The sequence below is a fragment of the Pseudomonas sp. MM213 genome, assembly GCF_020423045.1.
Taxonomy (GTDB): Bacteria; Pseudomonadota; Gammaproteobacteria; order Pseudomonadales; family Pseudomonadaceae; genus Aquipseudomonas; species Aquipseudomonas migulae.
Genome location: NZ_CP081943.1, coordinates 1,157,598 through 1,183,992, shown reverse-complemented (window position 1 = coordinate 1,183,992; position 26,395 = coordinate 1,157,598). Strand labels below are relative to the sequence as shown.

The 26,395-nt window shown below is 61.1% G+C and carries 20 protein-coding genes; 19 read left to right on the top strand and 1 reads right to left on the bottom strand.

Features of this window, described 5'->3' with window-relative positions; all coding sequences use genetic code 11:
- Positions 1 to 14: 14 nt before the first annotated feature.
- The 10 genes from K5R88_RS05330 to K5R88_RS05285 all read left to right on the top strand — a co-directional run bounded on the left by K5R88_RS05330 (position 15) and on the right by K5R88_RS05285 (position 12,297).
- Positions 15 to 1,259 carry an MFS transporter gene (locus tag K5R88_RS05330; RefSeq protein WP_226299368.1) on the top strand — a complete coding sequence of 415 codons (1,245 nt, stop codon included), beginning with the start codon at positions 15 to 17 and terminating at the stop codon, positions 1,257 to 1,259.
- 77 nt (positions 1,260 to 1,336) lie between these two features.
- On the top strand, positions 1,337 to 1,852 hold the full coding sequence (locus K5R88_RS05325) for a sigma-70 family RNA polymerase sigma factor (RefSeq protein ID WP_008026436.1): 516 nt from the start codon (positions 1,337 to 1,339) through the stop codon (positions 1,850 to 1,852).
- Positions 1,853 to 2,830, top strand: coding sequence for a FecR domain-containing protein (locus tag K5R88_RS05320; protein ID WP_226299367.1), 978 nt, complete (start codon positions 1,853 to 1,855; stop codon positions 2,828 to 2,830).
- A gap of 102 nt (positions 2,831 to 2,932) precedes the next feature.
- A complete protein-coding gene (locus K5R88_RS05315; RefSeq protein WP_226299366.1) occupies positions 2,933 to 5,362 on the top strand; it encodes a TonB-dependent receptor in 2,430 nt (809 codons plus the stop codon).
- Positions 5,363 to 5,427: 65 nt separating this feature from the next.
- Positions 5,428 to 6,615, top strand: coding sequence for an ABC transporter substrate-binding protein (locus tag K5R88_RS05310; protein WP_226299365.1), 1,188 nt, complete (start codon positions 5,428 to 5,430; stop codon positions 6,613 to 6,615).
- Entirely contained in the window at positions 6,612 to 7,673 is a 1,062-nt protein-coding gene (locus tag K5R88_RS05305) for a FecCD family ABC transporter permease (RefSeq protein WP_192227216.1), read from the top strand. The genes K5R88_RS05310 and K5R88_RS05305 overlap by 4 nt, the downstream gene beginning before the upstream one ends.
- On the top strand, positions 7,667 to 8,422 hold the full coding sequence (locus K5R88_RS05300) for an ABC transporter ATP-binding protein (RefSeq protein WP_226299364.1): 756 nt from the start codon (positions 7,667 to 7,669) through the stop codon (positions 8,420 to 8,422). Before K5R88_RS05305 ends, K5R88_RS05300 begins: the two co-directional genes overlap by 7 nt.
- Before the next feature lie 192 nt (positions 8,423 to 8,614).
- A complete protein-coding gene (locus K5R88_RS05295; RefSeq protein ID WP_008026448.1) occupies positions 8,615 to 9,628 on the top strand; it encodes an iron ABC transporter substrate-binding protein in 1,014 nt (337 codons plus the stop codon).
- 3 nt (positions 9,629 to 9,631) lie between these two features.
- The gene (locus K5R88_RS05290; protein WP_192227298.1) at positions 9,632 to 11,230 is read left to right on the top strand and encodes an ABC transporter permease; all 1,599 of its coding nucleotides are present in this window, start codon (positions 9,632 to 9,634) and stop codon (positions 11,228 to 11,230) included.
- Entirely contained in the window at positions 11,227 to 12,297 is a 1,071-nt protein-coding gene (locus tag K5R88_RS05285) for an ABC transporter ATP-binding protein (protein WP_226299363.1), read from the top strand. The genes K5R88_RS05290 and K5R88_RS05285 overlap by 4 nt, the downstream gene beginning before the upstream one ends.
- Here the strand turns inward: K5R88_RS05285 and K5R88_RS05280 are convergent.
- The gene (locus K5R88_RS05280; protein WP_008038408.1) at positions 12,294 to 13,184 is read right to left on the bottom strand and encodes a site-specific integrase; all 891 of its coding nucleotides are present in this window, start codon (positions 13,182 to 13,184) and stop codon (positions 12,294 to 12,296) included. The genes K5R88_RS05285 and K5R88_RS05280 overlap by 4 nt on opposite strands.
- A 434-nt stretch (positions 13,185 to 13,618) precedes the next feature.
- Between K5R88_RS05280 and arnB the strand changes: the two genes are divergently transcribed.
- The 9 genes from arnB to K5R88_RS05235 all read left to right on the top strand — a co-directional run bounded on the left by arnB (position 13,619) and on the right by K5R88_RS05235 (position 26,388).
- Positions 13,619 to 14,767, top strand: a complete 1,149-nt coding sequence (gene arnB, locus K5R88_RS05275; RefSeq protein ID WP_226299362.1) for a UDP-4-amino-4-deoxy-L-arabinose aminotransferase — start codon at positions 13,619 to 13,621, stop codon at positions 14,765 to 14,767.
- Positions 14,764 to 15,783: an undecaprenyl-phosphate 4-deoxy-4-formamido-L-arabinose transferase gene (gene arnC / locus K5R88_RS05270; protein WP_008026458.1), complete on the top strand. Its 1,020-nt coding sequence runs from the start codon at positions 14,764 to 14,766 to the stop codon at positions 15,781 to 15,783. The genes arnB and arnC overlap by 4 nt, the downstream gene beginning before the upstream one ends.
- On the top strand, positions 15,780 to 17,771 hold the full coding sequence (gene arnA, locus K5R88_RS05265) for a bifunctional UDP-4-amino-4-deoxy-L-arabinose formyltransferase/UDP-glucuronic acid oxidase ArnA (RefSeq protein ID WP_226299361.1): 1,992 nt from the start codon (positions 15,780 to 15,782) through the stop codon (positions 17,769 to 17,771). Before arnC ends, arnA begins: the two co-directional genes overlap by 4 nt.
- The gene (gene arnD, locus K5R88_RS05260) at positions 17,771 to 18,655 is read left to right on the top strand and encodes a 4-deoxy-4-formamido-L-arabinose-phosphoundecaprenol deformylase (RefSeq protein WP_226299360.1); all 885 of its coding nucleotides are present in this window, start codon (positions 17,771 to 17,773) and stop codon (positions 18,653 to 18,655) included. The genes arnA and arnD overlap by 1 nt, the downstream gene beginning before the upstream one ends.
- Positions 18,652 to 20,301: a lipid IV(A) 4-amino-4-deoxy-L-arabinosyltransferase gene (arnT, locus tag K5R88_RS05255; RefSeq protein WP_223414294.1), complete on the top strand. Its 1,650-nt coding sequence runs from the start codon at positions 18,652 to 18,654 to the stop codon at positions 20,299 to 20,301. Before arnD ends, arnT begins: the two co-directional genes overlap by 4 nt.
- A complete protein-coding gene (gene arnE, locus K5R88_RS05250; RefSeq protein ID WP_192227224.1) occupies positions 20,298 to 20,642 on the top strand; it encodes a 4-amino-4-deoxy-L-arabinose-phosphoundecaprenol flippase subunit ArnE in 345 nt (114 codons plus the stop codon). The genes arnT and arnE overlap by 4 nt, the downstream gene beginning before the upstream one ends.
- Positions 20,639 to 21,040, top strand: a complete 402-nt coding sequence (gene arnF / locus K5R88_RS05245) for a 4-amino-4-deoxy-L-arabinose-phosphoundecaprenol flippase subunit ArnF (protein WP_008026471.1) — start codon at positions 20,639 to 20,641, stop codon at positions 21,038 to 21,040. Before arnE ends, arnF begins: the two co-directional genes overlap by 4 nt.
- Entirely contained in the window at positions 21,037 to 22,416 is a 1,380-nt protein-coding gene (locus tag K5R88_RS05240; protein ID WP_226299359.1) for a UDP-glucose dehydrogenase family protein, read from the top strand. The genes arnF and K5R88_RS05240 overlap by 4 nt, the downstream gene beginning before the upstream one ends.
- Positions 22,417 to 22,755: 339 nt before the next feature.
- A complete protein-coding gene (locus K5R88_RS05235; RefSeq protein ID WP_226299358.1) occupies positions 22,756 to 26,388 on the top strand; it encodes a toxin VasX in 3,633 nt (1,210 codons plus the stop codon).
- The last annotated feature ends 7 nt before the right edge of the window (positions 26,389 to 26,395 follow it).

Below are 26,395 nucleotides of genomic sequence, written 5' to 3'. Positions count from 1 at the left end.
ACCGAGGCTGACCGATGTTCCATTCAGGCACTTTTCAGGGTTCCAGCGTCAGAATCCTGATTTATCTTCTGTTCACGATCCAGCTCATCTCCATGGGTGCGATGGAAATGAGCGGCCCGTTCTGGCCGGTCTACCTGCGCGGGCTGACCACGTCGGAATCGCTGTTCAGTTTCGCCAGCATCGCCGTGTACGTCGGCCCGATGCTGGGCATCATGCTGACCAGCGCCTTCTGGGGCCGGATCGGCGACCGTTATGGCCACAAGTTGATGATGATTCGTGCCTTGGCCGGTTTGTCGTTGACTCAATTGGGGTTGGCGCTGTGCAGCGATATCTGGGTGATTCTGCTGCTGCGCTTCCTGCAAGGCGCCTTTGCCGGGTATATCGCGCCAGCCCAGGCTTACGGGGTCAGTATCGAGGCGCCCTCACGGCGGGCCCGCCTGTTTGCGATCCTGCAAATCTCCACCAACGTCGGCTCGTTGCTCGGCGCAGTGGTCGGCGGTCTGATTCTCGATTACGCGACTTTTTTCTGGATCAATCTCATCGCTTCGGCGCTCTGCGCGGTGTGCACCGTGGTGGCGGCCGTGACGTTGCCGGATGTGCCTCCCGTGAAAAAAACGCCGGTGGTGGATGCTGCGCCGCAGCCGGGTCGGGCACGCAGCGTGTGGCAGGGCTCGCCCCTGATGTCGCTGTTGGGCGTCATGGGCATTCTGCTGTTGGCGCGGATGCTGCCGCAGACATCATTTTCGTTGTACGTCAGCTCGGTGTTTGAGGTCGGCAATTCGGTCACGGGCCTGTGTTACGGCTTGCTGGCACTGGGCTTCATCCTTTCGGCGACACGCTGGGCGCGCTACTTCGAACACCGGACGCAACAGCAAACCCTGCAGCGAATGTCCTGGGTTGTCATTGGCTGCATCGGCCTGACCGGCGTCGCCGGCCTTACCCGAAACCCGGCCGTGTTTGTCATGGCCTACTTCCTGTGGGGCGTGCTGCTGGGCGCCACGACGCCGGTGCTGATGGCGCTGATTTCCAAGACGGTCGACAGTTCGCAACAGGGTTACGTACTGGGAGTGGCTCAGAGCACGGCGCAACTGGCCTCCATCGCAGGTATTTCCCTGGGCGGTTTGCTCAGCCAGGTCTACGGCCTGCAATACACCTATCTGATCGTTTGCCTCGCCTACGCAATGGCCTTGGTGCTCATTGTCGCCTTGCGTTATCGATCAGTGCTGTTGCAACCGGACGAAGCGCCACGCTGCGACTGATCAGCCTCCCCCTTGCGCCGCAGGGGTGCAGTCACTTAGGATTGGGAATACTTCTCAATCGCTAAAAATTATCATCCATGAGCGATACCCTGCCCGCGACTCATCACAATCACCTGCGCGCGATCGAGGCTCTCTATACCGGCCATCACGGCTGGTTGTACGCCACGCTGCGCAAAAAACTGGGCAACGCCATGGATGCGGCGGACCTGGCGCAAGACACCTTCACACGCATACTGGCTTCCAGGGTCGCGGTCATTGAACAACCCCGGGCCTACCTGAGCTGTGTGGCCAAGGGCATTCTGGTCAATTGGTATCAGCGCAAGGCGCTTGAACGCGCCTATCTGGATGCCCTCGCGCTGTTGCCTGCCCCTGAAGCGCCCTCGCCCGAATTGCGTTTCATCGTGCTGGAAACCCTGCACGAAATCGACGCGATGCTCGACGCCCTGCCGCCGCTGGTCAAACGCGCATTCCTGCTGTCGCAGATCAGCGGGCTGAAATACGACGACATCGCCACGCAACTGGACGTGTCGCTGATCACCGTGAAGCGCTACATGAAACAGGCCTTCGTTCAATGCCTGATGCTGGTGGAATGAATGTCGACCTACGCCACGCCTACTCAGATTGATCCACAAGTACTCGACGAAGCGGCCGAGTGGCTGATGCGCATCAGCGAAGGCGACCTTGACGATACCGAGCGCGCCGAGTGGGAATGCTGGCGCGTCAGCAGCCCTGAACGCAGCCGCGCCTGGGGCCGGGCACAACTGCTGCAAAGCAAGCTGGGCGGCCTGCCCCCGTCATTGGCGATGTCGGCGCTGGATCGCCCGAGCAATCCCGAGCGCCGCGTGGCCCTCGGCAAACTGGCGATAATGCTGGCCGTGTTGCCCGTCGGCTGGGGCAGTTGGAAGCTGGTTGAAACCCAGCAATGGTCGGCCGACTACCGGACCGCCGTGGGCCAGCAACGCGAGTTGACGCTGGCCGATGGCTCGCGCATTACACTCAATACCGATTCGGCGATCGATGTGCTGTTCGACGCCCGTCAACGGCTGATCAATTTGCGTGAAGGTGAAATCCTGGTGCAGACCGCGCCGGATGTAGCCCCCCAGTCCCGACCGTTTCTGGTGACCACCCGTCAGGGGCGAATGCAGGCATTGGGCACGCAGTTTACGGTGCGCGAACTGCAAACCCGCACTCAGCTCGCAGTACTGGACGGCGCTGTCAGGGTTGAACTGCCTGGTGGCAACGGCGTAACGCCCTTGATCGTCAATGCCGGGCAACGCACCGACTTTTCATCGCAGGCTTTCGGCCTGTTGAACCCGGTGGACCGCTCCGTCAGCGCCTGGACCCAAGGCATGCTGATGGCCGACAACATGCGTCTGGCCGACTTCATCGCGGAACTGGCGCGTTATCGCAAAGGCTTCGTGCGTTGTGATCCGGCGATTGCCGATCTGCGCATTTCTGGCGCGTTCCCCATCAGCGATACCCAACGCACCTTGAACATGCTGGTGCAAACCTACCCGGTGCTCGCAACCGGCCACTTGAGCGGTTATTGGGTGACGCTCTCCCCCGCCTGAACCTCGCGCAAAAAAAAATGGCTGAGCGGGTGATACTTTTTTTGATCTCGACTGGCAAGGAAAGGAAGAACTTCTCAACCTCGTCGAAAGGGTCATCACTCCATGTTCGTTGCACGCCCTCTGCGTTCGGATCGCTCACTCAAGCTGGCTATCCGCAGCGCGTTGCTAAGCCTTGCCCTTACCGGCGTCGCCTGCCCCGTTGCCCTTGCCGCGCCAGCGTCACTGGATACCACTGCGACCCGCGCCTACAGCATTGCCCCCGGCCCGCTGGGGGCAACCTTGTCGAAGTTCGCGGTGGACGCCGGCATTGCGCTGTCATTCCAGCCATCAATGACCGAGGGCCTGATGAGTCCGGGGCTTTCCGGCACTTACTCGACCCAGGAAGCGATCACCCGACTGTTGTCCGGCAGCGGCCTGCAAATAGTGCCGCGCACTGATGGCAGCTACACCCTGGCGCCGATCCCGGCCAACAGCGAGGGTGACCTGACCCTTGCCGAAACCACGATCAACGGCACCGACGGTCGCAAGGGCAGTTTGCCGCCAGCCTACCCGGGCGGTCAGGTCGCCCGTGGCGGGCGTCTCGGCATGCTGGGCAACAAGGACGTGATGGACGCGCCGTTCAGTGTCAGCAACTACACCTCGACATTAATGAAAGATCAGCAGGCCGTGACAGTGGCCGATGTGCTGGAGCGCGACTCCTCGGTACGCTCCACTGGCCAGACCGGCGGCATTGTCGATTCCTTCTTCATTCGCGGTTTCCCGGTGGGCGAAGGCAACCTCGGCGAACTGGCGTTCGACGGTGTATACGGCGTTGCGCCCAACTACCGGGTCTTCACCGAATACGCCGAGCGTATCGAAGTGATCAAGGGCCCCGGCGCCCTGCTGTACGGCATGTCGCCCAACAGCGGTGTCGGTGGCGTGATCAACGTAGTCCCCAAGCGTTCTCTCGATGAGGACCTGACCCGTTTCACCGCCAGCTACGCCATGGATTCGCAGATCGGCGGCCACGTCGATGTCAGCCGGCGCTTCGGCGAAGAACGCCGCTTCGGTGTGCGCGTCAACGGCAGCACCCAGCAAGGTGACACGGCCATCGACGATCAATCCCGGGACGTCGACATCGGCGCCATCTCCCTGGACTATCAGGGTGATCGTCTGCGAACCACCCTGGACCTGATCAGCCAGAAAGAACAATTCGACGCCGCGTCCCGTCCGTTTCTCATTGCCTCGGGCGTGGAGATTCCCTCCGCCGCCAACGGCCGCACCAACGTGAGCCAGGACTGGGGGTGGGCCGAAACCCGCGATAAATCGGCCCTGCTTGGTGCCGAGTACGACCTCAACGACGCCTTGACCGTGTTCGCCCACGCCGGTGGCGGCCGGTCGGACGTGAAGCGGATGTCTGATCAGACCCCGACCATTCTCAACAACGCGGGTGACACCTCTTCAATCCCGGGCTACTACAAGTTCGAAGTCGAGCGCTACACCGTCGACGCCGGTGCCCGCCTGCGCTTCGACACCGGTCCGATCAGCCACAGCACCACGTTGCAGGTCACTCGTTATCGCGACGAACTGAAACGCGGCATCATCTCCGGCCCGGCCGTGCTGTCGAACATGTACCACCCGATCGACCGTCCGAAACCGTCCATTGCCGAACCGGATGCCCTCAAAGTTTCCGAGACAGAACTGTCGGGTGTGGCGTTGGCCGACACCCTTTCGGTACTGGATGAGCGCTTGCAGGTCACTGTCGGCCTGCGCAAGCAGAACATCGAATCCGACAACTTCAACGCGGCCGGCGCCGTCACCACGTCTTATGACGAAAGCGAGACCACGCCGCTGTTCGGGGTGGTGGTCAAGCCCTGGGACCACGTGTCGTTCTACTACAACTACATCGAAGGCTTGAGCAAGGGCGACATCGCCCCGGCCACCGCGTCGAACTCCGGCGAGATCTTCGCGCCGTACATTTCCCGCCAGCAGGAAGTCGGGGTCAAGGTCGACTACGGCACCTTCACCTCCACACTCAGTCTGTTCCAGATCAAGAAACCCAGCGGCGAGCTGGCCTCCGGTGTGTTCTCGGTACAAGGTGAACAGCGCAACCGGGGCGTGGAGTTGAACGTGTTTGGCGAGATCGCCCAAGGCACTCGCCTGCTCGGTGGCGTCACCGTCCTCGACGCTGAACTGACCAAGACCGGAACCGTTGCCAATCGCGGCAACAAACCGGTGGGCGTGCCCGAGGTCCAGGCCAACTTGTGGGCCGAGTGGGATACGCCGTGGATCGAAGGTTTGACCCTGACCAGCGGCGCGATCTACACCGGCAGCCAATACGTTAACCAGGCCAACACCCAGGAACTCGACCCATGGACCCGCTTCGATGTTGGCGCACGTTACGCCACGCGCATCGCGGAGCGTCCGACCACATTCCGGGCCACGGTGCAGAACGTTTTCGACCGTGAGTACTGGTCCGGTGTCGCGTCCTATGGCGCCTTCTCACAAGGTTCGCCGCGCACCCTGCAACTGTCGGCCACCGTCGACTTCTGAAACGTTCAGCCCCGGGCAACGGCCTGAGCCGTTGCCCGGTCTGGCTACCTGTAAAGGTTTCAACCATGGCATCTGTTCATCCACGCCGCCACGCCTTCGCGGCCCTGCTATTGGCGGGACTGCTGGGCGTGGTGTGGTTTTCCCTGGCGCCGCGCACCGCGCTCGCGGCGAATCCGGATCCCGCCGCCGTCACGGTCACTGACCTGCTGGGCCGCAAGGTCAAGGTTCACCTCCCGGTCAGACGGGTGATTCTCGGCGAGGGGCGCCAGTTGTACCTGGTCGCCGCGCTGGATACGCAAAACCCCATCGAGCGCATCGTCGGTTGGCGCAAGGACTTGATTCAGTCCGACCCGGACACTTACGGTGCCTACCTGCGCAAGTTCCCCGACATCGCCAGGATTCCCACCTTCGGCGGCTTCGAGGACGGCACCTTCGACATCGAGCAAGCGATCTCGCAACAACCGGACGTCATCGTCCTGAACATCGAAGCGCAGCACGCCACCGAAGATGCGCGCTACATCGAGAAGCTCGACGCGCTGGGGATCCCGGTGGTCTACGTCGATTTTCGCAACAACCCGATGCAAAACACCGAGCCGACCATGCGCCTGTTCGGCCAGTTGTTTGGCAAGGAAGAGCGCGCCGAGGCGTTTATCGACTTTCGCAATCAACAGATCCGTCGTGTCACCGACGTCATCGAGGCCAAACACCCTGCGCGGCCCAATGTATTCATCGAGCGAATCGGTGGGTACACCGACGATTGTTGCCTGAGTTTCGGCAACGAGAATTTCGGCCTGTTTGTCGACATGGCCGGTGGCAACAACATCGCCAAAAGCATCATTGCGAACACCTTTGGCCAGTTGAACCCCGAACAGGTGATCGTCGCCAACCCGGATCAAGTGGTCGTCACCAGCGCCAACTGGCAAGCCTTTGCGCCCGGCGGTCGCTGGGTGGGCGTCGGACCGGGGGCGGACCTTGCACAAGCGCGGCACAAACTGGCCTGGTACACCCAACGCCCGGCCTACGCCGGTATCAAGGCGCAGAACGATCAAGCGTTTCATGCCATCTGGCACCAGTTCTACAACAGCCCCTACCAGTTTGTGGCCATCCAGCAATTGGCCAAGTGGTTTCATCCGGCGCTGTTTGCCGATCTGGATCCCGACGCCGCGTTTCGCGAACTCCACGAGCGCTTCCTGCCCGTGCCCTACCAGCCGGGCTACTTCGTCAGCCTTGAGAAAACCGGGGGCAAGCCATGAGTTCGCTAGGTGAACTGCCTATTGCGCAGAGCGTGACGTACCGTCAACGGGTCCTGCGAAAACGACTGATCCTGGTGGCGCTGGCGGTGTTGCTGGTGTTCAGCGTGTTGCTCGATCTGGCGCTGGGGCCGGCCAGTTACAGCCTGAAGGAGGTGCTTGGCGCCTTGTTTTCACCGGACACGGCGTCGGCGCAAGTGCGGGTGGTGATGTGGGACATCCGCTTGCCGGTCGCGCTGATGGCGGTTGCGGTCGGCGCGGCGCTGTCGCTGGCCGGTGCGCAGATGCAGACAATCCTCAACAACCCGCTGGCCAGTCCGTTCACCCTGGGCCTTTCTGCTGCCGCCAGTTTTGGCGCGGCAATGGGACTGGCTTTCGGGGTGGCGCTGTTCCCGCTGGCGGCGCAGTACATGGTGCCGCTGAACGCGTTCATCATGGCCATGCTCTGCGCGCTGCTGATCCACTTTCTGAGCATGCGTCGCGGCGTAACCGCCGAAACCATCGTGCTGCTCGGCATTGCCCTGGTGTTTACGTTTAACGCGTTGTTGGCACTGGTGCAGTTTTTTGCCACAGAGCAGGCGGTGGCCGCCGTAGTGTTCTGGACCATGGGCAGCCTGACCAAAGCCACCTGGCCAAAACTCGGGGTGATTTGCGCGGTGATCCTCATCACCCTGCCGATCTTCGCCAAACGGGCCTGGGCCCTGACGGCCCTGCGTCTGGGCGATGACAAAGCCGCGAGCTTCGGGATCAACGTGCGCAGCCTGCGCTTCCAGACGCTGATCATGGTCAGCCTGCTCGCCTCGTTTCCGGTGGCCTTCGTCGGCACCATCGGTTTTATCGGGCTGGTCGGCCCGCACATTGCCAGGATGCTGATTGGTGAAGATCAACGGTTCTTTTTGCCGGCGTCATTGCTGACCGGAGCGCTGATTCTGTCCGCCAGTTCGGTGGTCAGCAAAACCCTGATCCCTGGCGCGATTTTCCCCATTGGCGTGGTCACTTCGCTGATCGGCGTGCCGTTCTTCATCTCTTTGATCCTTGGCGGGAAGAAAAACACATGGTGAAGCTCCAGCTTGAAAACCTTGGTGCCCGCTATGGCCAGCGCGAAATCATTAGCGCCGTGACCACGGCAACGTTTATCGGTGGCCAGGTGGTCGCAGTGGTCGGGCCCAATGCAGCGGGTAAATCCACCCTGTTCAAACGCATGGCCGGGCTGATCGACGGCCCGGGACAGGTCAACTTGCAGGGCTCGAAAAAGGGGCCGCAGGGCATCAGCTATATGCCTCAGGGCTTGAATGCCAGCGCCCGGCTGACCGTCTATGAATCTGTGTTGCTGGCCCGCAAACAACTGACACCGGGGTGGGTCGTTCACGACGACGAGCTGAAACTCGTGGACCAGATTCTCGACGCGCTCGGCATCACCGAACTATCCTTTCGCAACCTCGGTGAACTCAGTGGCGGGCAGCAGCAATTGGTATCGATCGCACAAACGCTGGTGCGCGAACCGGAAATCCTGCTGATGGACGAACCGACCAGCGCGCTGGACATGCATCGGCAGGTTCAAGTGCTGAACTTCATGCGCGCACTGGCACGCAAACGCGAAGTCATTGTATTTATTGCCATCCATGACCTGAATCAAGCGCTACGTTTTGCCGATCAGGTATTGGTGATTGCCAATGGAACGTCCCGGGGGAGCGGCCCCAGCGCTGAAGTGATCACCGAACAGATGCTGCGCGATGTCTACGAGGTCGAAGCCAGAATCGAGATTTGCAGCCGTGGCCAGCGCCATATCCTGATCGACGACATCGTTTGAATCAGATCGACCGGGCAAGGAGCTGAGTCACTGCTAATCTGAATGAAAATGACATGTATTAACGGTTTATTTAACGTTTTTTTCTCATTGTACCCACTACATTCCAGCGATCCGAAACATGCAAATGATTCGCATTGGTTGAACCGCGAATTCCTGCGCATGACGCCAAAAAAACCAGGAGCTGCCCGAAGCATGAATCGCCATATCCCCTCTTTCCTGAAAAAAGCCCTGCTGGCCACTGCCCTGCTGAGCGCCGGTCACGTCTACGCCGCCGATGCCGACGGTATCGTGGTCTACAACGCCCAGCACGAAAGCCTGACCAAAGCCTGGGTCGAAGGTTTTACCAAGGAGACCGGGATCAAGGTCACGATACGCAATGGCGACGACACGGAAATGGGCAATCAGATCGTGCAGGAAGGCGCGGCCTCTCCGGCCGACGTATTCCTGACCGAAAACTCCCCGGCCATGGTGCTGGTGGACAACGCCGGGCTGTTTGCACCGGTGGCGCCGACCACCCTGGAACAGGTCGATGCAGCCTACCGTCCGGCCCATGGCAAATGGGTCGGGATCGCCGCGCGCTCCACGGTGTTTGTCTATAACCCGGGCAAACTGCCCGAAGCCGAATTGCCGAAGTCGCTGATGGACCTCGCCGACGCCAAGTGGAAAGGCCGTTGGGCGGCCTCGCCGGCCGGTGCCGACTTCCAGGCGATTGTCGCCGCCGTGCTGGAACTCAAGGGCGAAGCCGCCACGCTTGAGTGGTTGAAGGGCATGAAAAACAACTTTACCGCGTACCGGGGCAACAGCTCGGTGCTCAAAGCGGTCAACGCCGGGCAAATTGACAGCGGCGTGATTTATCACTATTACCGCTTCGGTGATCAGGCCAAGACCGGCGAGAACAGCAAGAACACCGCCCTGCACTACTTCAAGCACAAAGACCCGGGCGCGTTTGTGAGTATTTCCGGTGGCGGTGTCCTGGCGTCCAGCCAACACAAGGATCAAGCCCAGGCGTTCCTGAAATGGGTCACCGGCAAAGACGGCCAGGCGATCCTCAAGACCGGTAACTCCTATGAATACGCTGTAGGCAAGAACGCTGAATCCAACCCCAAACTGGTGCCGCTGCAGCAGCTCGACGCGCCGAAAGTCGACGCCTCGAAACTCGACAGTAAAAAAGCCGTGGAGCTGATGACTCAGGCCGGACTGCTCTAATTGATACCTGAAACATTACCGGCGGGCGTCGCTGAGGCGATTCCCGCAACTTTACGCCGCCGCTCCCGCGGATTGTTCGTGGGTCGCGGCGGTGCGTGGGTGATCGGTTTGTCGGTGCTGGTTTCTCTACTCGCGCTGCTGCCCATCGCCTTTGTCATCGGCGTGTCCGTACAAACTGGCTGGTCGACCTTGCTGGCACTGGTGTTTCGGCCACGGGTTGGCGAGCTGTTGATCAATACGGTGTTGCTGGTGTTGATCACGATCCCCTTGTGCATCGCGCTGGGCGTGACACTGGCCTGGCTGACCGAGCGCAGCGATCTGCCGGGGCGACGCTGGTGGTCGTTACTGGCGACCGCGCCGCTGGCGGTCCCGGCATTCGTCCACAGCTATGCCTGGGTCAGCCTGGTGCCACCGATTCACGGGCTGTTTGCCGGGGTTCTGGTGTCGGTCATCGCCTACTTCCCCTTCCTCTACTTGCCGATTGCGGCGACTTTGCGTCGGCTCGATCCGGCCATTGAAGATGTCGCGCAATCGATGGGGCTCAAGCCCTGGGCCGTGTTTTTTCGCGTCGTGCTGCCGCAGTTGCGCCTGGCCATTTGCGGCGGCGCCTTGCTGGTGGGGCTGCACCTGCTGGCCGAATATGGCCTGTACGCGATGATCCGCTTCGACACCTTCACCACGGCGATCTTCGATCAGTTCAAATCCACCTTCAACGGACCTGCCGCGAACATGCTGGCCAGTGTTCTCGCGCTGTGCTGCCTGGCGATGCTCACCGTTGAATCGACGGCGCGTGGCAATGCGCGTTATGCCCGCGTCGGTTCCGGAAGCGCCCGGGAGCAGCAGCTCGTGCGCCTGAAAAAGGTGCCCACGGTGCTCGCGCTGACCTTGCAAATCGTGACCTGCGCCCTCGCGCTCGGGGTGCCATTGATCACTTTGGGCAAGTGGCTGATCGCCGGTGGTGTGCACGTCTGGCAGATGGCCGACTTGATGCCGGCACTGCAACAGACGCTGCTGCTCGGGATTGCGGGTGCGGCCCTCACCACCTGTGCGGCGATCCCGATTGCCTGGCTGTCGATCCGCTCGCCGGGGCGGCTGCAACGGGTCCTCGAAAGCTGCAACTACATCACCAGCTCATTGCCGGGCATTGTGGTCGCCCTGGCCTTGGTGACCGTCACGGTACATTTCGCCCGGCCGATTTATCAGACCACGATCACCGTACTGCTGGCGTATCTGCTGATGTTTTTACCCCGTGCGCTGGTCAGCTTGCGGGCGGGTATCGCCCAGGCGCCGGTGGAGCTGGAGAACATCGCGCGCAGTCTCGGTCGCTCGCCCGGCCGCGCACTGTGGCTGATCACCCTGCGCCTCGCCGCGCCCGGTGCAGCCGCGGGTGCCGCGCTGGTGTTTCTGGCGATCACCAATGAATTGACCGCCACCTTGCTGCTCGCACCGAACGGCACGCGCACGTTGGCGACCGGGTTCTGGGCGTTGACCAGCGAGATCGACTACGCCGCTGCTGCGCCATATGCCTTGCTGATGATCCTGCTGTCACTTCCGTTGACCGGGCTCCTCTATCACCAATCCAAAAAAACGGCTGGCCGATGAACGCTCTTGAACTGCATTCGATCTGCAAATCCTATGGCTCGCAACGCGCCCTGGAAAACATCAGCCTGTCGGTGCCGACGGGCAGCCGCACGGTGATCGTCGGGCCTTCCGGTTCGGGCAAAACCACCTTGTTGCGCATGATCGCCGGTTTTGAGTTTCCGGACTGGGGTCGCCTGACACTCAACGGTCAGACGTTGGTGGACGACACCCACGAAGTCCCGGCGCACCAACGCCAGATAGGTTATGTCCCGCAGGACGGCGCCCTGTTCCCGCACATGACCGTGGCCGCCAACATCGGTTTCGGCTTGTCGACCAAGGGTGCGCAAAAACAGGAGCGTATTGCTGAGCTGATGGACAGCGTCGCACTGGATTCCAGCATGGCCAATCGTTGGCCCCACGAGCTTTCCGGCGGCCAGCAACAACGTGTGGCTCTGGCGCGGGCACTGGCGCAACAGCCGCGCCTGATGTTGCTTGATGAGCCGTTTTCCGCGCTCGACACCGGCTTGCGAGCGGCCATGCGCAAACTGGTCGCGCGGTTGCTGGCAGACGCCGGGGTCACCACCATCCTGGTGACCCATGACCAGAGTGAGGCGCTGTCGTTTGCCGATCAACTGGCGGTCATGCGCGATGGCCAACTGGTGCAGTCAGGTCATCCACTGGACCTCTACCGCTACCCCGGTGACGAACAAACCGCGCTGTTCCTCGGCGATGCGGTGGTCATGCCCGCCAGGATCGAAGCTGGCTGGGCGCATTGCGATCTGGGGCGGATCCCGGTCAACAACCATCGCAACAACCGTTGCGCGCAGATCATGCTGCGGCCCGAGCAGCTGCAAGTGGTCGGCATCGTGCCGAGTGCGGTGGAGGCCGCCGGGTGTCGCGCGGTGGTGACCGAGCGGGATTTCAGCGGCAATACCTGCACCTTGACCGTGGAACTGGAGTCGCCGCCATCCGCCGAACAGCCCGGTCGCACGCTCATGGTGCGCAGTTCGGGCCTGTACGCGCCACCCACCGGCAGTGCGGTGCACGTCTCGACCATCGGTCACGCCCACGTGTTGAGCGAAGCTTAAAGGTCGAAACGATCCACGGCCCGTCGCCGCTCGTTGTCATCCCGCACGTCGTAGTTGGCGGTTGTCTGGATATTGCTGTGATGGGCGAGTTTCTGCGCGATCGACAAGTCGTGTTCCTCGATCACCCGGGTAATGAACGAGCGGCGAAAATCGTGGGGCATGATCTTCACCCCGACCTGCGCGCCGCGCTGGCGGGCGATGTAATAGATCGCGTGCTTGGTGATGCGCTCACGGGTGATGTGGCTGCCACGGCGAATACGGTTGAACAGGAATGGATCATCCACTTCGCCTTCCTTGAGCTGCGAGCGGCGCAGCTCCAGCCAGGCATCCAGTTTGGCGAATGCCCAGGCCGGTGCGTATTTGATCAGTTGCTTGTTACCTTTGGCGGTCACCCGCAGGCTGCGCTCGGTGAAATCCACCTGATCGAGGTCCAGGTTCACCGATTCCGACTTGCGCATGCCCGAGCCATACAGAATCCCGATGATCGCCGCGTCTCGCAAGCCCTGTGGCCGTGGGTCCGCGGCACAGACCGCCATCATTTCCTGAATCAGCGAGCGTCGCAGGTTGCGCCCTTGGGACAGCCGCGTTCCGGCAATCCCCTTGACCGAACGCATTTTCAGCAAATGCTCCTGGCTGATCAGGCTCATGCGCCACGCTTCGTTCATCACCCCGCGCACAGCGTTGACGTACAGCGACGACGTATTCGGCGCGTAGCCATCCTCACGCAGTGCCGCGACCAGCGCGATCACATCCTCGGGCTGAAGCTCGTGCCAGGGAATTTCCTCGACGTTCATGTCTTCGAAGCCCAGACGGTCGGCGGCATCCTGCAACACATAACGCATGGTCAGTTGGCTGGACGGCGCCAGTCGCGCCAGATAGACGGTCATCGGGCTCTTTTGCAGCAGTTGAATCAGCAACAGGTAAGTCAATCAAAACAAAACGGCCTTGAGTGGAAACAGATCATTAAAACAACTAAGGATTGAAACATCCTTCATATAAAGCGGAACACTTCTGTAGGACCTTTCTACTAAAAACGCGATGAACGGCAGTAGTCTGAACACGGGCTTAATAGCTGTCAGAAAAACGATTCGCCGACCGGTTTTTCATGTTCCTTTCACAAAAACGCGCCTAACCTCTTATGAATACGGTGAGCCGCAAGGGGCTCCCAACCTGCCGGTCCAGGCAGGAAAAGTCAATGAAAGCGGATTGTCAGCATGATGAGTCAACTCATTGATGCAGCTTTAGATTATTCGGCTACGCTTTTATTGGATCCAATAATTATCTAGAGCCACACCACTAAGCCAACAGCCTTGAGGTGCCCATGAGTCAGGCTTTTCTCCCCTTCTCCCGCCCCAGTATCGGCGATGAAGAAATGGCTGCCGTAGAGCAAGTATTGCGCTCCGGCTGGATTACTACCGGACCGAAAAACCAGCAACTGGAAGAACACTTCGCCAACTACGTGGGTTGCCGTCATGCCGTGGCACTTTCCTCGGCGACTGGCGCCATGCACGTCACATTACTGGCCTTGGGCATTGGTCCCGGCGATGAAGTGATCACGCCGTCCCAGACCTGGGTCTCCACCGCCAACATGATCTGCCTGCTGGGCGCGACACCGGTGTTCGTCGACGTTGACCGCGACACGCTGATGAGCAACATGGAGCACATTGAAGCGGCCATCACCCCGCGCACCCGGGCAATCATTCCGGTGCATTATGCCGGTGCCGCCTTCGATCTCGACCCGCTCTATGCGTTGGCCGACAAACACGGCATCCCCGTTGTTGAAGACGCCGCCCACGCCGCCGGAACCCTCTACAGAAATCGTCACGTCGGCGCGAAAGGCACGGCGATCTTCTCGTTCCACGCGATCAAGAACATGACCTGCGCCGAGGGCGCGATGTTCGTCACGGATGATGAAGCGCTGGCCAACCGGGTGCGCATGCTCAAGTTTCACGGCCTCGGCGTCGATGCCTACGACCGCCTGACCCACGGCCGCAAACCCCAGGCCCAAGTGATCGAGCCGGGGTTCAAATACAACCTGGCCGACATCAATGCCGCCATTGCTTTGGTACAACTGGAGCGCCTGGACCAGATCAACGCCAAGCGCACCGAACTGGCCAAGACTTACCTGCAACGGCTGGAAGGCTCACCGGTGCAACCGCTGGCGATTCCGGCCTACCCGCAGCAGCACGCCTGGCACCTGTTCATCCTGCGCATCGATGCCGAACGCTGCGGGCTGGACCGTGAGGCGTTCATGAAAGCCCTGCAGGAACAAAACATCGGCACCGGCATTCACTTCATCGCCACTCACCTGCACACCTACTACCGCCGGCGATTCCCCAACATCTACCTGCCCAACACCGAATGGAACTCGGCGCGCCTGTGTTCGATCCCGTTGTTCCCCGACATGACCCACGACGACGTCGACCGAGTGGTCAGCGCCATCGAAGCCACTGTGGACAGACGCCTGTGAAACCCTACCCAATCCGTTGTGTGTCAATTGTCATCCCGGTCTACAACGAACAGGACAGCCTGCCCGAATTGCTCAGGCGCACCGAGGCGGCGTGCCAGCAATTGCACCATGACTATGAAATCGTATTGGTCGACGACGGCAGCCGCGACCACTCGGCGCAGATACTTGAAGAAGCCGCCAGTCGCGAGTGCAGCCCGGTGGTGGCGGTCATTCTCAACCGCAATTACGGGCAGCACGCGGCAATCATGGCCGGTTTCGAGCAGTGCAAGGGCGATGTCGTCATCACCCTCGATGCCGATCTGCAAAACCCGCCCGAAGAAATTCCACGGTTGGTGGCTCAGGCCGAACTCGGCTATGACGTGGTCGCCACGGTGCGCAACAACCGCCAGGACTCGGCCCTGCGCCGTTGGCCGTCGAAGCTGATCAACCTCGCCGTGCAGCGCTCCACCGGCGTCGCCATGAGCGACTACGGCTGCATGCTCCGGGCTTACCGCCGGACCATTGTCGACGCCATGCTCGCCTGCCGTGAACGCAGCACGTTCATTCCGATCCTGGCCAACAGCTTTGCCCGGCACACCACGGAAATCCTGGTGACCCACGCCGAGCGCGAACACGGCGAATCGAAGTACAGCCCCATGCGCCTGGTCAATCTGATGTTCGACCTGATCACGTGCATGACCACCACGCCGCTGCGGTTGCTGAGCATCGTCGGCTTCGCCATGGCCGGACTGGGCGTGGCATTCGCCATGGCGCTGATCGTCCTGCGGCTGGTGTTCGGCGCCAGTTGGGCCGGTGACGGTACGTTCGTGCTGTTCGCCGTGCTGTTCGTGTTCACCGGCGGCCAGTTCATCGGCATGGGCCTTTTGGGCGAGTACCTCGGGCGCATGTACAGCGACGTTCGCGCCCGTCCGCGGTTCTTCATCGAAAAAGTCCTGCGCGGCCAGCCGGCCACCCCGGCGCCTGTAGTCACCGTCGACGGCCTCACTTCCACCTCTTCAGATCAGGTTCTCTCATGAGCGCAAAAGCTGTTGTCTTCGCCTATCACGATATTGGCTGTGCCGGCCTCGAAACCCTGCTCGCCAGCGGTTACGAGATTGCCGCCGTGTTCACCCATGCCGATGATCCGCAGGAAAACGCCTTCTACGGCTCGGTTGCGCAACTGTGCGCCCGTCAGGGGATCCCGGTGCACGCGCCGGAAGACGTCAATCATCCGCTGTGGATCGAACGCATCGCCAAGCTCAACCCCGATTACCTGTTCTCGTTTTATTACCGCCACCTGCTCAGCGAACCGTTGCTGGCCACGGCCACTAAGGGCGCGTTCAACCTGCACGGTTCGTTGCTGCCGCGCTATCGCGGTCGTGCGCCGGCCAACTGGGTGCTGGTCAATGGCGAAAGCGAAACCGGCGTGACCCTGCACCGCATGGTCAAACGGGCCGATGCCGGCGCGATCCTCGCCCAGAAAAAAGTAGCTATTGAGCGAAGCGACACCGCGCTGAGCCTGCACGGCAAGTTGCGCGTGGCCGCCACCGACCTGCTGCGCGACACGCTGCCAGCGTTGCTCGCCGGGAAAGTCAGCGAGACCCCGCAGGACGAATCGAAAGCCACGGTGTTTGGTCGCCGCACGCCTGCCGACGGCAAGTTGATGTGGCAAAAACCGGCCGAAGAACTGTTCAATCTGGTACGCGCCGTGACCCAGCCTTATCCCGGCGCGTTCTGCGCGGTGGGTGAGCACAAACTGATTGTGTGGAACGCCGAGGTCGCCCTGGGCAACGAAGGCCAGGCACCGGGCCGGGTCATCAGCGTCGATCCGCTGCGCATTGCCTGCGGCGAAGACTCGCTGGTGATCACTGCCGGTCAACGCAACGACAACGGTTTGTACCTGAGCGGCCCGCAACTGGCCAACGAACTGGGGCTGGTCGACGGTTCGGTGCTGCGCGGTGCCGAATCAGGGCGCGCGCCACGTCGCACCCGCGTGCTGATCCTCGGCGTCAACGGTTTCATTGGCAATCACTTGTCCGAGCGTCTGCTGCGTGACGACCGCTACGAGGTCTACGGCCTGGATATCGGCTCGGACGCCATCGAACGCTTGCGCAGCCATCCGCATTTCCACTTCGTCGAAGGCGACATCAGCATCCATTCCGAGTGGATCGAGTACCACATCAAGAAGTGCGACGTGGTCCTGCCGCTGGTGGCGATCGCCACGCCGATCGAGTACACCCGCAACCCGCTGCGCGTGTTCGAACTGGACTTTGAAGAAAACCTGAAACTGGTGCGCTACTGCGTCAAATACAACAAGCGCGTGATCTTCCCCTCGACCTCGGAAGTCTACGGCATGTGCCAGGACGCCAAATTCGACGAAGACACCTCCAACCTCGTGGTCGGGCCGATCAACAAGCAGCGCTGGATCTACTCGACCTCCAAGCAATTGCTCGACCGCGTGATCTGGGCGTACGGCCAGAAAGGCCTGAATTTCACCCTGTTTCGCCCCTTCAACTGGATGGGCCCGCGCCTCGACCGACTGGACTCGGCACGCATCGGCAGCTCACGGGCCATCACGCAACTGATCCTCAATCTGGTGGAAGGCACGCCGATTCGCCTGTTCGATGGTGGTGAGCAAAAACGCTGCTTCACCGACATCGCCGACGGTGTCGAAGCGTTGGCGCGGATCATCGATAACGACAACGATGCCTGCAACGGCCAGATCATCAACATCGGCAACCCGGACAACGAAGCCAGCATCCGTCAGTTGGGCGAGGAACTGCTGCGCCAGTTCGAAGCCCACCCGCTGCGCGACAACTTCCCGCCGTTCGCCGGCTTCCGCGACGTTGAAAGCAAGGCGTTCTACGGCACCGGTTACCAGGACGTGTCCCACCGCAAACCGAGCATCGACAACGCCAAGCGCCTTTTGGACTGGGCGCCGACCGTGCAGATGAGCGAAACCATCGGCAACACCCTGGATTTTTTCTTGCGTGAAGCGATGCTCGAAATCGCGGACAAGCACTGATGCAGGCAGGCCTTCGGATTGATGTCGACACCTACCGGGGTACTCGGGAAGGAGTGCCCCGGCTGCTGGAGATGCTCGATGAAGCCCAGGTCAAAGCGACGTTTTTCTTCAGCGTCGGGCCGGACAACATGGGGCGCCACTTGTGGCGCCTGATCCGTCCGCAGTTCCTGTGGAAGATGCTGCGTTCCAACGCCGCCGGGCTGTACGGCTGGGACATCCTGCTGGCCGGCACCGCATGGCCGGGCAAACCCATTGGCCGCGACCTCGGGCACTTGATGCGCCAGGCCCGGGATGCAGGTCATGAAGTCGGCCTGCATGCCTGGGATCACCACGGCTGGCAGGCCAATGCCGGGCGCTGGAGCGACGCACAGCTGATCGAGCAGATTCGCCAGGGCGTGGACACGCTCGGCGACATCCTCGGGCAAAAAATCGAGTGTTCGGCAGCCGCCGGTTGGCGCGCGGACGAGCGCGTGATCGAGGCCAAGCAGGCTTTCGGCTTTCGCTACAACAGCGATTGCCGTGGCCACAGTCTGTTCCGCCCGATATTGGCCGAGGGTGATCTGGGCGCGCCGCAGATTCCGGTCGACCTGCCGACCTTCGATGAAGTGGTTGGCCCAACGCTCGCGGCCAAGGACTTCAACGGGTTCATTCTCGATCGATTCTCCCCGGAAAAACTCAACGTTTATACGATCCACGCCGAAGTAGAAGGGATTCTGATGGCCAACGATTTTCGTCAACTGCTGGCCGCTGCGCGCCAGCGAGGTATCCGTTTTCAACCCTTGGGCGACCTGCTGCCCAAGGCGCCAGGCACCTTGCCGACCGGTCGTGTAGTGCGCGGCACGCTCGACGGCCGTGAAGGCTGGCTGGGAGTGCAAGGTGCATGAGTAAACGCTGGGTACTGCCGCTGCTGCTGGGTCTTTTCCTACTGGGCTACCTGCTGCCGATGGGCACCCACGGTCTGTGGATTCCCGATGAAACCCGTTACGCGCAGATCAGCCAGGACATGCTCTTGAGCGGCAATTGGATCTCGCCGCATTTCATGAGCCTGCGCTATTTCGAAAAACCGGTGGCCGGGTACTGGATGATCGCCCTTGGCCAGGCACTGTTTGGCGATAATCTGTTCGGGGTGCGGATTGCTTCGGCCATCAGTACCGGGCTCAGTGTGATGCTGTGTTACTTGATCGCCCGCCGGCTGTGGAACGAGCCACGCAAAAGCTTTGCCTGCGCGTTGCTGTACATGAGTTTCACCGTGGTCGCCGGGCAAGCCGGCTACGCCAATCTCGACCCGCAGTTCACTTTCTGGGTCAACCTGAGTCTGGTCGCCTTGTGGTTTGCGTTGGACAGCGCCACCCGCGCCCGACGCCTGATTGCCTGGGCAACACTGGGCCTGGCCTGTGGCATGGGCTTCTTGACCAAGGGCTTTCTCGCCTGGCTGCTGCCGGTGCTGATCGCCCTGCCCTGGATGCTCTGGCAAAAACGCTGGCGTGAACTGTTGATCTACGGCCCGCTGGCAATTGCCGTGGCCATCGCCGTGAGCCTGCCCTGGGCCTTGGCGGTGCACGCGCAGGAGCCCGATTACTGGCGGTTTTTCTTCTGGCACGAGCACATCCGCCGGTTCGCCAGTGAGGACGCGCAGCATGACGCGCCGTGGTGGTTTTATCTGCCGTTGCTGGTGGCGTTCAGTCTGCCGTGGGTGGTGCTGCTGCCGTCTGCACTTCGTCAGGCATGGCAAACCCGCAGGCAGGCAAACATCGCTTTCCTGCTGTTGTGGTTACTGATGCCGCTGCTGTTTTTCAGCCTGAGCAACGGCAAGTTGCCCACCTACATCATGCCGTGCCTGCTGCCACTGGCCTTGCTGCTGGGGCATGCGCTGGCGGATCGCTTGCGACTGGAGCAAGGCCGGGTACTGGGCCTCAACGGTTTGCTCAATCTCATGCTGGGCCTGACCACCCTCTTCACTTTGGTGTACCTGCAACTTAAGAAACCGCTGTACGACCACGAGTTGCACAACCTGGTGCTGGTGTTCATCGGCCTGATCGGCTGGATCATGGCCAACCTGCTGCAAGCGTTCCGGCCCTTGCAATGCTGGGCGGCGCCGGCCTTTGGCAGCCTGCTGCTGGTCGGGGTCTTGCCGGCGGCCATACCCGAATCGGTGGTGGCGAACAAAATGCCCGACCAGTTTGTCCTTGAGCATGCCCGGGAACTCGGCGAGACCGCCAGTTTGTTGAGTAACGATCTGGGCGCAGCTTCGGCCCTGGCCTGGCGCCTGAAACGCCCGGACGTGGCGTTGTACAACACGATAGGCGAACTGAAATATGGCCTCGCTTATCCTGACGGCGCGTCGCAACGCGTCGACCCTGATCGCGTACAACAGTGGATGCACGACGCCCGTCAGCGTGGCTCGGTAGGCGTGCTGATGCGGGTCAAGGGTGAAGACGAGCTGCATGAAATCGACCGCTTGCCCAAGGATGGCAAACGCTATGAACAAGGCAACCTTGTGATTTTGATATTCCCTCAGGGTGCGTCATGAGCCTGTTGCTGGTATTGGCGGCCTGCCTGCTGACCTGCCTGGGCCAGATCGCCCAGAAATACGCCGTGGAGAACTGGCGCGGCAAGACGTCGGGCTGGGGCGAAAAACTGCGCTCGCCATGGCTGTGGCTGGCCCTCGCCGCGTTGGGCGCGGGTTTGCTGGTGTGGCTGCTGGTGTTGCAGCGACTTGAAGTCGGCGTCGCCTATCCGATGTTGAGCCTCAATTTTGTGCTGATCACCCTGATCGCTCGCTTTGTCTTCCACGAAACCATCGACCGCCGCCACTGGTTGGGCGTAGCGCTGGTGATCGGCGGCGTGATTTTGCTGGGGTTGAACGCATGAGCCTGCGTCGGGGCATCGCCTTCGCCCTGGGCAGCGTGCTGCTCGGCAGTGCCGCGCAGTTGGGCATGCGCTGGAGCATGACGCGCCTGCCGTCACCGGAGCACTTGCTGACCGCCAGCCTCGACCCGAGCGCCGTCGCCGTGGTGCTGGCCGCCATCCTCGCTTATGCCCTGTCGATGCTCAGCTGGCTCGTGGCCCTGCGCGATGTGCCGCTGGGCCGGGCTTACTCGCTGCTGAGCATCAGCTACGCGCTGGTGTACCTGCTGGCCGCCGTCCTGCCAGTGTTCAACGAAGACTTCAGCCTTTCCAAAAGCCTCGGGGTGGCCCTGGTCATTCTGGGCGTCATCACCATCAACGCTCGACCTGCTCACGCGTCCACACTCAGGAGTGACCTATGAAAATCAGTGTATTTGGTAGCGGTTACGTCGGCCTGGTGCAGGCCGCTGTTCTGGCTGAAGTCGGCCACGATGTGGTTTGCATGGACATCGACGAGAAAAAAGTCGAGTTGCTGCAACAAGGCCACGTGAGCATTTTCGAGCCGGGGCTGGCCAGCCTGGTGCGCGAAAGCCTGGAAGCCAAGCGGTTGCAGTTCACCACCGATGAAAAATTCGCGGTGCAACACGGCCAAGTGTTGTTCATCGCGGTGGGCACGCCGTCCCGGGACGATGGTTCAGCGGATTTGCGCTACGTGCTGTCGGTGGGCGAAGCGGTGGCCCGCCACCGCGAGCAGCCGGTGATTCTGGTGGAGAAATCCACCGTCCCCGTGGGCACCGGCGATACCTTGCGCACGCACATCGACAAGTGCCTGATCAAGGTCGGCCGGTTACTGCAGTTCGATATCGTCTCCAATCCGGAGTTCTTGAAAGAAGGTTCGGCCGTCGCCGATTGTCGGCGCCCGGACCGTATCATCATCGGTTGCGAAAACGATGACGTGCGCGATGTCATGCGCGACCTCTACGCACCGTTCAACCGCAACCATGACCGGATCATGTTCATGGACCTGCGCAGCGCCGAGCTGACCAAGTACGCCGCCAACTGCATGCTGGCGACCAAGATCAGCTTCATCAACCAGATCGCCGAACTGGCCGAACACCTCGGCGCCGACATCGAATCTGTGCGGCTGGGCATCGGCGCCGATTCGCGCATCGGCTACCACTTCATCTACCCCGGCTGCGGTTATGGCGGCTCGTGTTTCCCCAAAGACATGCGCGCCCTGATCCACAGCGCCGAGGAAGCGCATTGCTCCAGCGACCTGCTGCAAGCGGTGGAAGCCATCAACCAGCGGCAGAAACACAAGCTGTTCGAGCGCATCAACGCGTTCTACAAAGGCGATTTGCGTGGCAAGACGTTTGCTGTGTGGGGCCTGGCGTTCAAGCCCAACACCGACGACATGCGCGACGCGCCGAGTCGGGTACTCCTGGAATCGCTGTGGGCCGCCGGTGCCAGCGTGCGGGCGTTCGACCCGGAGGCGATGCAGGAAACCCAGCATTTGTATCCCGACGAAGCGAAGCTGATGCTCATGGGCACCCCGGAATCGGTGCTGGCCGGCGCTGATGCGTTAATCATCTGCACCGAATGGCAGCAGTTCAAGGCGCCGGATTTCGATCTGATCCAGCAACGATTGAAAGCGCCGGTGATATTCGATGGACGCAATCTGTATGACGCGGACCGGTTGGCACGCAGCGGGTTTATGTACTTTCCGATGGGGCGAGGCGACTCGCGCAAGTTACCGATTCCGCATCAACAATGGCCAGTGGCTTCAGTTGTTGCTTGATCGTCAAGTCACCGAGTATGCGCCAGCAGTCCCTGACGTTCGGGCTGCTGGCATTGATGCTGTTCAGTGTTGGGGTTTGTCCCTTCCTACGCTTTGCGCCCGCGATACAGCGCCCCCATCCCCCATCCCTACAGACCGCTCTTACAACCATGCGTCTTGTGACGAAGGCAGTCGGCACCTGACCGCAGATTACGACTTCACGGAGCCGTCCTACGCCAATTATCGAATCGCCTGACATCAACCAATCGGTTGATCCACGCAAAGTCCTGAGTCTTGAAATAGACACAAGGACCTGTGGATGCTCAGCACTTTCACGCCAGTGGCTTCGGCGGGTCACCCATGACCCACCCTGCCAACCTTGCGGCGGCGGCCGCCTCGAAAACCGCCATTGGTTCCCCCGGAGCCTGCCCTCTGCGCAAAACCCATGTGCAGTTGCTACCCCTGCGCTATGGCCTGGTGGAAAAGCCCCTCGATCCCGGCTCTGAACTGAAATTACCCTACGCCCTGACGGCCCGTCCGTTGGGCATTCGTATGCTGCGCGATGGCTGGTTGTATGTGATCGACAGCGCGACCGGTGAACTCCACGAATATCAGGTGCACAACGGCTTGATCAGCGCCCTGCTGCACAAGGGCAATAAGGTCGGCAGTGATCAGCGCACGCCCATCGAGGAACGTCCAGCGCTGATTTTTTCAAGGCGCAGCACGCTGTACGTGACCTTCGCTGAAGTGCAGTGGACAGCGGCGAAATGCGCCCAGGTCCTCGACAGTCGTGAGGAACGCGAACACTTCATGCAGGTCGTCGATCTCGGCCCGGTGGATTGCGAAACCGGTGGCACGCACTTGCTGACGGTCGAGCAAGGCAAACAGTGGCTGGCGGAGATTGCGACCGCCCCGGCCCGGCAGGCGCAAGCCGTACAAGACCGCACTGAACAGGCAGCCGAGTCGCCGCCGGACGCGGTTTTATTGCCGACAGTGCAGGTCAGCGACGCCCCCGAGCACGAACGTGAACCCTATCTGTGGGAGCAGCCGCGGCGCTTTCGCGAGGCGCATATCGGCGAGTTTCTGGGCCAGGTGCGCGGGCCTTATCAGGACGACACGCTGTTCCTGGTGGTGCAGGATGACCTCGGCGTGTTGCGTGATCTGGCCGAGTATCAAGACACTGTCGTCGGTTGGGTCGACGACTGGAGCAATGCCGACGCCAACGAGCGCGATTACTTGCTGGCCTTTTACATCGAATCCCTGAGCCGGCTAAGTGCCGGGGATATCGGCGGGCTGGCCAAGGCTGACGGCAACCCGAGCGTGCAGGCCTTGTTCGCCGATCTGGAGCAGTTGCCGGAACCGGATCAGGAACACACCCGCCAAGCCTTGCTGGATTATTTGAACAAGGGTGGCAAGGTCGAGCCTGCAGGCGTAGCAACGCCCCCGGAACTGGAGCAATTGCGCAAAGACGCCCATGCCGAGGCGTTTAAATTCGCCAGATACCAAGGCGCCACACCCGACTTCACCGCCCACGGCCGCGCCAGTGACGAGGCTGATCGCCGTTACTACACGCGCCAGCATTTCGAGGTTGCCCCCAAGGATTTCGTCGAGCGTCACCTCGATACCCTGATCAAACTCGGCCATGAGCAAGACAAGCGCATAACGGACGTGCTCGAAGGTTCCAGTTTCAGTGGCAAACGCGGGGTCAACGATTTGATCGATCGCCCGGCCATGGACGCGGCGCTGTCTCAGCATCGCGACGACCTCAGCCGCTGGAACCGGATGCTCGATCGCATCACCGCCGACCGCACGATGCTGGTGGGTGCCGGTCGCTTCCACCGTTCGGCCTGGTACTACGACGCGCAGGATCAACAGCAACTGCATCAGGCTTTCACCGCCGAATACGCCTGCCTCAAAGACATCTGCCGCAGCGACCACGCCAGCGACATCCTGCTCGGTTATCTGGAGGAACACCCGGAACTGACACGGCCACTGTTCTACACCTTGCCCCTGCGCCTGCAACCGGAAAAGGCCGCGCAATACGCAACGTTGTTCAACGCCGGCATGGGTGTGTTCAACAACTTGCCGCACTGGTTGGCCGAGTTGAACAAGATCGAACAGCTGGGTTTGCCGGCGCTCGACGACCTGCCCGACCCCACCCGCGCGGTCGCCGATGCCGCCCAGCACAGCCTCAGCCCCGCACTGAACCTGGGCTTGAACCGCGCGCTGGAAGGGTTCGACCTGACGGGCGAGAAAATCCCCGACCTCGACGAACTGTTCCGGCAACTGCCCAAGGCGCTGTCGGGTCGCATCCTCGACGCCGCGAAAACCACCGGCGTGACCTTCACCGTCGCCAGCCCGGCGGAACACGCGGTGCTGCAAACCACCCTCAAGGAACTGCTGAAGGAGCGCGACTACCTGAAAACCCTGACCCGCGAACGCAACCAGCTCACCCACAACAAAAACCGCCAGGGCCACAAAACGCCGCGGGCGGTGGAGTTGCAGGGCGAAATCGTGCGGGTGCGCGGGCAGTTGACCCAGCTCGAAGGGCGATTGGCCGGGGCGCTGAGCCCGATTGCGGAACTGCCGGATCAGTCGGTTCGGCTGTACGGCGCGACGCAGGCCCGGGCGGGTGTGACGGCGGTGTTTCCACCGGCGCAGCAGCTGGAGGTGCGGAGTTTGCTGAAGGACATTCGGATTGGGGTGAGCTCGGTGCCGAATGGGCAGTTGATTCGGAGCGAGGGGATGGGGTTGTTGGTGTTTTTGGTGCAGGGGGTGAATTTGGTTTCGGTTTATAGAGAGATGATGAGTCAGACCAAAAACCCCAAGAAACGGGACGAATTCTTTGGAGCTTTGACTGCTACGGGAGCGGCGGGATTTACGGCCGCGCAAAGTCTGGCGGATACCGCTCTGAAGGCGCGTAGCGCTGAGCTCGTGGCCGGGCTTCAACATCATGCGTTGCAGAATGTGCAGGTGTCGATGGGGAAGATGCATGTGGGGCTGGGGTTCTTTACTTACCTTTTTGGTTTTGCCTCTTCAGCCATCAGCCTCCATTCCCAACGGCAGAAATGGCAGCAGGCGACACGGACCGGAGATCGCGCCGAACAGATTGGCGCAGCACTTGCCACTTTGGGCGCAGGTGGCATGACGGCTGCTAACGCCTACGGCTTGGGCCACACCTTGCACGCGGGTTATACCGTCGCGATAGCTGGAAACTCCGCAGCTAGAAAAGCCGCCTGGGCCGCAGCGGGAACAAGACTATCTACCGTGTTCTTCCGCTTTAATCTGGCCGGTGCTCTGTTCACTGTTCTGGAGTTTGGGGGCACCTGGCTTTTCAACCGCTTCAACCTCAGCGCCCACGATAAATGGTTGAAAACCACACCCTGGAGCCTGGATGCCGATCATCGCGGTAACCACACACTGGATGAATATCGGCGCTATCTGGACTACCTGATCAACGCGCCGTATGCACAACTGGGTCCGAACGAACATGACTCGTGGTTGAAAAACCTGCTGCTGAAAGCCAAGCCCAGCGACATTCATCTGGTCCTGCCGAGGTTCAATCTCAGCGACTTCCAACCGCCTCTCAGCGGCAAACCGATTCATCGTCTGGGGATCGGAGCCCGCCGTCTTTCTGTACCTCTCCACAGCCGTGGTGTGCCGCAAGAACGCAAGGAAGTGATCAGCGATGAGGTAGTGGCGAGTCTGCGCCTCGTGCAAGCAGCACCGGATCGGCTGGTGCTATGCCTGCGCTACCCACTGAATCCGGACGCCGAGTTTACCCCGGCGGTTGAAACGCTGGAGCTGGCGGTCTGTATCGAAACCCTGAACGCCAAGGGGATCTGGGAGCCACGGACTCAACTCATTCGGATCAATCCTCACAGTACAGGGCGTTTCCCGGTACTGCCGCCTCAATCCGTCAGCGAATATCCACCGTTGCTGCTGGTTGAAACCCATCTGTTGGAGATGGCCGATCATGCCCACCAAGAGTGATGCCCCA

What these genes read in the sequence shown, in the direction of transcription:
- K5R88_RS05330 (WP_226299368.1), top strand. Translation starts at nt 15, where the DNA reads ATGTTCCATTCAGGCACTTTTCAGGGTTCCAGCGTCAGAATCCTGATT.
- K5R88_RS05325 (WP_008026436.1), top strand. Translation starts at nt 1,337, where the DNA reads ATGAGCGATACCCTGCCCGCGACTCATCACAATCACCTGCGCGCGATC.
- K5R88_RS05320 (WP_226299367.1), top strand. Translation starts at nt 1,853, where the DNA reads ATGTCGACCTACGCCACGCCTACTCAGATTGATCCACAAGTACTCGAC.
- K5R88_RS05315 (WP_226299366.1), top strand. Translation starts at nt 2,933, where the DNA reads ATGTTCGTTGCACGCCCTCTGCGTTCGGATCGCTCACTCAAGCTGGCT.
- K5R88_RS05310 (WP_226299365.1), top strand. Translation starts at nt 5,428, where the DNA reads ATGGCATCTGTTCATCCACGCCGCCACGCCTTCGCGGCCCTGCTATTG.
- K5R88_RS05305 (WP_192227216.1), top strand. Translation starts at nt 6,612, where the DNA reads ATGAGTTCGCTAGGTGAACTGCCTATTGCGCAGAGCGTGACGTACCGT.
- K5R88_RS05300 (WP_226299364.1), top strand. Translation starts at nt 7,667, where the DNA reads ATGGTGAAGCTCCAGCTTGAAAACCTTGGTGCCCGCTATGGCCAGCGC.
- K5R88_RS05295 (WP_008026448.1), top strand. Translation starts at nt 8,615, where the DNA reads ATGAATCGCCATATCCCCTCTTTCCTGAAAAAAGCCCTGCTGGCCACT.
- K5R88_RS05285 (WP_226299363.1), top strand. Translation starts at nt 11,227, where the DNA reads ATGAACGCTCTTGAACTGCATTCGATCTGCAAATCCTATGGCTCGCAA.
- K5R88_RS05280 (WP_008038408.1), bottom strand. Translation starts at nt 13,184, where the DNA reads ATGACCGTCTATCTGGCGCGACTGGCGCCGTCCAGCCAACTGACCATG.
- arnB (WP_226299362.1), top strand. Translation starts at nt 13,619, where the DNA reads ATGAGTCAGGCTTTTCTCCCCTTCTCCCGCCCCAGTATCGGCGATGAA.
- arnA (WP_226299361.1), top strand. Translation starts at nt 15,780, where the DNA reads ATGAGCGCAAAAGCTGTTGTCTTCGCCTATCACGATATTGGCTGTGCC.
- arnD (WP_226299360.1), top strand. Translation starts at nt 17,771, where the DNA reads ATGCAGGCAGGCCTTCGGATTGATGTCGACACCTACCGGGGTACTCGG.
- arnT (WP_223414294.1), top strand. Translation starts at nt 18,652, where the DNA reads ATGAGTAAACGCTGGGTACTGCCGCTGCTGCTGGGTCTTTTCCTACTG.
- arnE (WP_192227224.1), top strand. Translation starts at nt 20,298, where the DNA reads ATGAGCCTGTTGCTGGTATTGGCGGCCTGCCTGCTGACCTGCCTGGGC.
- arnF (WP_008026471.1), top strand. Translation starts at nt 20,639, where the DNA reads ATGAGCCTGCGTCGGGGCATCGCCTTCGCCCTGGGCAGCGTGCTGCTC.
- K5R88_RS05240 (WP_226299359.1), top strand. Translation starts at nt 21,037, where the DNA reads ATGAAAATCAGTGTATTTGGTAGCGGTTACGTCGGCCTGGTGCAGGCC.
- K5R88_RS05235 (WP_226299358.1), top strand. Translation starts at nt 22,756, where the DNA reads ATGACCCACCCTGCCAACCTTGCGGCGGCGGCCGCCTCGAAAACCGCC.